This window comes from Mariniflexile sp. (assembly GCF_041583155.1).
Taxonomy (GTDB): Bacteria; Bacteroidota; Bacteroidia; order Flavobacteriales; family Flavobacteriaceae; genus Mariniflexile.
In genome coordinates this window covers 1-5,587 of sequence record NZ_JBFHGK010000091.1, presented here as the reverse complement: position 1 = coordinate 5,587, position 5,587 = coordinate 1, and the positions used below count along the sequence as shown (strand labels likewise).

5 protein-coding genes are annotated in these 5,587 nt (G+C 30.9%); all 5 read left to right on the top strand.

Translation table 11 applies throughout. The annotated features are described in order from the left end of the window. Positions 1 to 612: DUF4249 family protein (locus ABYI63_RS17145; RefSeq protein WP_372758086.1), on the top strand; the 612-nt coding region annotated here is incomplete at its 5' end. A 141-nt stretch (positions 613 to 753) separates the two neighbouring features. Then, positions 754 to 2,004: an efflux RND transporter periplasmic adaptor subunit gene (locus ABYI63_RS17140; protein ID WP_372758085.1), complete on the top strand. Its 1,251-nt coding sequence runs from the start codon at positions 754 to 756 to the stop codon at positions 2,002 to 2,004. Beyond that, positions 2,001 to 3,374: an ABC transporter permease gene (locus ABYI63_RS17135; RefSeq protein WP_372758084.1), complete on the top strand. Its 1,374-nt coding sequence runs from the start codon at positions 2,001 to 2,003 to the stop codon at positions 3,372 to 3,374. Before ABYI63_RS17140 ends, ABYI63_RS17135 begins: the two co-directional genes overlap by 4 nt. A gap of 43 nt (positions 3,375 to 3,417) precedes the next feature. After that, positions 3,418 to 4,878: a TolC family protein gene (locus ABYI63_RS17130; RefSeq protein WP_372758083.1), complete on the top strand. Its 1,461-nt coding sequence runs from the start codon at positions 3,418 to 3,420 to the stop codon at positions 4,876 to 4,878. 29 nt (positions 4,879 to 4,907) lie between these two features. Further along, positions 4,908 to 5,587: N-acetylmuramic acid 6-phosphate etherase (gene murQ, locus ABYI63_RS17125; protein ID WP_372758082.1), on the top strand; the 680-nt coding region annotated here is incomplete at its 3' end.

Sequence of the window (5,587 nt, the reverse complement as noted above, 5' to 3'; positions counted from 1 at the left end):
GCTGTCGTGAAAGTAACCGACACAAAAAACAATACCTTTGAATTTATTGAAGAAGAAAACACTGGAATTTATAGAAATTTTAATTTTATACCAGAAATAAATGGTGTGTATACGCTTACAATTTTATACAACAACGAAATTTATACAGGTACTGAAACTTTAATGCCCGTGGTTCCAATAGAATATGTAGAACAAAAAAACGATGCTGGATTTTCGGGCGAAGACACAGAAATAAAAGCATACTATACAGACCCAGCAAACACAAAAAATTATTACCTATTCGAATATGTAAATACAAATGCTAACGAATTAAACATCGATGTGTATGATGATGAATTTACAGACGGCAATAGAATATTTGCATTTCAATCGTATGAAGATCTTAAGTCTGGAGACGAACTTATAATTAAAAACCATGGTATATCAAAACAACATTTTGAATACATGAGTATTTTGCTTCAACAAAACGACGATAATAACTCTGGCGATCCATTTCAAACACAACCCACTACCATTAGAGGTAATTGTATTAATCAAACTAATCCAGACAATTTTCCGCTAGGGTATTTCAGAGTATCAGAAGTTTCGATTTTTAGATACGACGTCGAATAATACCCTTATTAACTACATTTTTCTATTTCAAGTTCATCATGTTTATGTTAAAAGTTAAACTTTAAGATAATTTTAACCAAATAAAATCTTACAAAAGCTACTTTTAGATAATTAACTTTCAACAATCAAAAACATATCATTATGAATAAGAAAAGGTTAGCCTTAATTATTAGTGGAATAGTTATTTTAATTATTATTTATTCATTTTTTGGTCCCTCCGGTGATGAAGATGTTTTGTTAACAACCAAAGTTGCAAAAGGTTCATTTTTGAATGAAGTTGTAATTTCAGGAGAGGCACAATCAACAAGTTCAAAAGAAATCAATGGTCCTATTAACGCCAGACGATTTAATATCTATCAAATAAAAATACAAGATTTAGTTCCCGAAGGCACCATAGTTAAAAAAGGAGATTATATTGGTAAACTTGATGCATCAGAAGTTAATGGTAAAATTAACGAAGCTTATTTAAATTTAGAAAAGGCCGAATCTCGATATACACAACAGCAACTAGACACAACACTTACTTTAAAGCAAGAACGAACTGCGATTGAAGACCTTCAATTTAACATTGAAGAAAATCAATTAGAATTAAAGCGTTCTATTTATGAACCTCCGGCAACCATACGGCAATTAGAAATTAAAATTGAAAAATTTGAACGTGAGTCAAAAGAGAAAAAAGAAGACTACTCAATTAAAAAGAGGCAAGCTAACGCTAAAATGATTGAAGTTGGTACAGAAGTAACAAAAATTAAAAAACAAATAGAAGAATTAACTGAATTACAAAAGCAATTCACTGTTTATTCTGATGATGAAGGCATGGTAACTTATGTTAAAGACTGGAATGGAACTAAAAAAAAGGTAGGAACAACCATTTCTCCATGGGAACCTGCCATGGCTAGCTTGCCTGATTTAACAAAAATGGAATCTAGAACCTATAGTAATGAAGTTGATATAAGAAAATTAAAAAAGGGATTAAAAGTTAAAATTGGTTTTGACGCTTTTCCAGATATTGAAATAAATGGCATTGTAACAGAGGTAGCAAATGTAGGCGAAAATAAGAAAGGTTCAGATATTAAGCTTTTTCAAGTATTAATAAAGTTTAATGAAACAAACAAAAATATTCGACCTGGAATGACCACCTCTAACAGAATTCTCACACATCAAGAGGATAATGTGTTAATGGTGCCTTTGGAAGCTATATTCTCAAAGGATTCTATTAGTTATGCTTATGTAAAATCTGGATATTCTATTGAAAAGAAGCAAGTTGAACTAGGATTAGCAAATAATGAAGTCGTAATAATAAAAAAAGGCTTAAATGAAAATGATGTTGTTTATCTAAATGCGCCAGCAGATATGGAAGAAAAAAGTATAACACTATTAAATAAAATATGATAGACAAAATACTTTTAGAAAAACTAAAATCTAATTTTAACGAGGCCTTTTGGTTTATTAAAACAAACAAAGTTCGAACTTTTTTAACCGCTTTAGGGATTATTTTTGGAGTTGCTTCTGTAATTACAATGCTTGCCATTGGTAATGGTGCCGAAAAAGAAATACTCTCACAGCTAGAATTAGTTGGAGTAAATAATATTGTTATTACGCCTATTCCTGATATTGATGAAGAAAATGAAAATGAAAGCGACGAGGAATCTAGTAATAACGAATCTAAGAAATTTTCTAAAGGATTAGACATATTAGATGCTCAATGTGTCACTAAAACCATTCCAAGTATAAAATTCGTTAGCCCTGAAATCATTTTAGATACCTATGTTATTAATAATGGTAAACAAAACGCGGTTAAATTAATTGGTGTTTCACCTACATTTTTTGAAGTTTCCAACATAGCTATAGAAAAAGGTAAAATTTTCTCTGATTATCAATTAAACAACGCACTGCCAGTTTGTGTTATAGGAAAAAAAGTTGAAAAAAAATTATTTACTGGAGAAAGTGCTTTGGGAAAACAGATTAAAGTTAGAGATGTATGGTTAATAGTTGTTGGTGTAATTGAAGAAAAATTAATTTCAGATAAAGCTCAAGAGGATCTAGGTATTCGCGACTTAAACCAAGATATATACATTCCAATTAAAACGTTTTTGGTACGCTATAGAGACAGAAAAATAATTACGGATAAACAAGAAGAGGCTAACGGTGGTTTTGTGATAATAAATGGTAATCAAAACGGCCCTAAAAAAAGAATATCTCGAGGTAATTATCATCAAATAGATAAACTAACAGTTCAAGTTTTCAATTCAAACGAGCTAAAAGCCACAGCAGAAATATTAAGTAAAATGCTTAAAAGAAGACATAATGATGTTTTAGATTTTGAAATTACTATTCCTATTCAACTCCTAAAACAACAACAAAAAACCAAACAGATTTTCAATATAGTATTAAGCATCATTGCTGGTATATCCTTACTTATTGGGGGAATTGGTATTATGAATATAATGCTGGCATCGGTTTTAGAAAGAACCAAAGAAATAGGAATAATTCGCGCCATAGGAGCTACAGAAGAAGACGTTATTTTACAATTTTTATCAGAATCTGTACTAATAAGTGTTGGTGGTGGTATTATAGGAATTTTCGTTGGAATAATCGGGGCATATGTTATTGAAATAGTTTCTGGAATAGAAACCATTCTATCTCTTAATTCTATATTAATTTCATTTTTCATAGCAGTTATTGTTGGACTCTTTTTTGGCATATTCCCTGCAAAGGCAGCTGCTAATAAAAAGCCTATTGAAGCACTTCGATCTGAATAATATAACTAGAAATAAAAACTACTAGGAATGTAAAGCCAAAGAGATGAAAAAAGTTTTATTAGTATTAATTATAATTATTCCATGTTTAATTTTTTCTCAATCAAAAAAAATAACATTAAACGAAGCCATTAAATTAGCTCAGAAACAATCGCCAGATTATAAAACAACTTTAAATAGGAATCAATCTAACTATTGGCGCTTTAAGAATTACAAAGCTAATTTTCTTCCCCAATTAAGGCTTAATGCTACTTTGCCAGAATACAATAAAGCTGTACGTAGAATAACTAACGATGTGGGTCAGGATGTATTTGTTAATCAAGATCAATTGCTAATAGAAGGCGGGGTATCCATAGCACAAAACATTCCTTATACAGGCGGTACCCTCTCTTTAAATTCAAATTTAGAACGAATAGAACTATTTGGACTCGATGATAACATTGGTTACTCCATAATTCCTTTTTCTATAAGATATTACCAAAACTCATTATTTTACAACCCTTTTAAATGGGATAAAAAAATTGAACCTTTAATTTATGAAGAATCCAAAAAGGATTTTATTGAAAAAATGGAAGCCATTTCTGTAACTGCCTGTCAAAGGTATTTTCAATTGCTTAAAGCTCAAATGCAATTAGAAATATCTAAAGTAAATTTACAAAATCAAGATACACTTTATAAAATTTCCCAAGGGAGATTCAAAATTGGAAAAATTGCAGAAAATGAATTATTACAGGTAGAATTAACTTTGTTAAATTCCAGAAACATTGTTACCACTAATACTATAGAATTAAAAAGAACTTCTCAAAATTTAGCTCGATACTTAGAGTTAGAAACAGAAAACATTCAATTAGATGTTCCTGATAAATTACCCCTTTTTGAAGTGAATATAGATAAAGCTTTAGAAGAAGCCGAATCAAATAGAAAAACGGTTATAGAGTTCAGAAGAAAGCGGTTAGAAGCCGAAAAAGAAGTAGCATATCAAAAAGGTAATAATAGATTAAAGTTAGGGGTTGCTGCCAATTTTGGAATTTCTCAAAATGGCGATGACTTTAACAACCTTTTCGACAACTATAATAAACAACAAAATGTAGCTGTTACTGTAAGTCTACCTATTTTCGATTGGGGTGTTTCAAAATCGAAACGTAAAATGGCCGAGGCCGATTTAGACTTAACCAACAACAATATTGACCAAGAAAAACAAGCTTTTGAACAAGAAATTTATTTGCATGTGTTAAATTGGTCTAACCAAAGAGACTTTTTAGCTACAGCAGAAAAAGCTAAAGAAATAGCCATAAAACGTTATGATATTTCCCAAAAAAGGTATGTTTTAGATAAAGTTACAATAACAGATCTAAATATTGCACTTCAAGAAAAAGATACGGCGGTTTTACAATACTTAAATTCACTTGAGAAATTTTGGCAAGATTATTATGTTTTAAGACAATTAACTCTATATGATTTTATAAATAACAAAAAATTAGAGGTAGATAACATTCTTTTTGATTAATATCGGGCAATAATTCATACTTTTGAAGCATGAGTTTTACCAAAACAACCGAACAAGATTCTAATTACAATCATCTCGAAAAGATGAGCATTTCTGAATTGTTAAGTAACATTAATAATGAAGACAAAAATGTACCTCTAGCTGTAGAAAAAGCATTACCTCAAATTGAAGCTTTAGTGAGCATTATTGTTTCTAAATTAAAAAACGGTGGTCGCTTAATTTATATGGGTGCAGGAACCAGTGGACGTTTAGGCATTTTAGACGCCTCAGAATGTCCTCCAACATTCGGCGTATCACATAATTTAGTAATTGGCATTATTGCTGGAGGCGACTCCGCTATTAGAAAAGCTGTGGAATTCGCCGAAGATTCTACAACACAGGGTTGGGAAGATTTGAAATCCTATAACATTTCTAAAAAAGATGTGGTGGTAGGTATTGCAGCTTCTGGAACCACACCTTATGTTATTGCAGCCTTAAAGGCGTGTAATGATCATCATATTATTACGGGGTGTATTACCTGCAATAAATACAGTCCGCTTTCGCAAACAGCACAGTATCCTATCGAGGTTATTGTTGGTCCTGAATTCGTTACTGGAAGTTCACGAATGAAAGCTGGTACAGCTCAAAAACTAGTACTTAACATGATTACAACAACAACCATGATTCAATTAGGTCATATAAAAGGCAATAAAATGGTTGATATGCAGCT

Excerpts from the sequence above, each read along its gene's own strand:
- ABYI63_RS17140 (WP_372758085.1), top strand. The coding sequence starts at position 754 with ATGAATAAGAAAAGGTTAGCCTTAATTATTAGTGGAATAGTTATTTTA.
- ABYI63_RS17135 (WP_372758084.1), top strand. The coding sequence starts at position 2,001 with ATGATAGACAAAATACTTTTAGAAAAACTAAAATCTAATTTTAACGAG.
- ABYI63_RS17130 (WP_372758083.1), top strand. The coding sequence starts at position 3,418 with ATGAAAAAAGTTTTATTAGTATTAATTATAATTATTCCATGTTTAATT.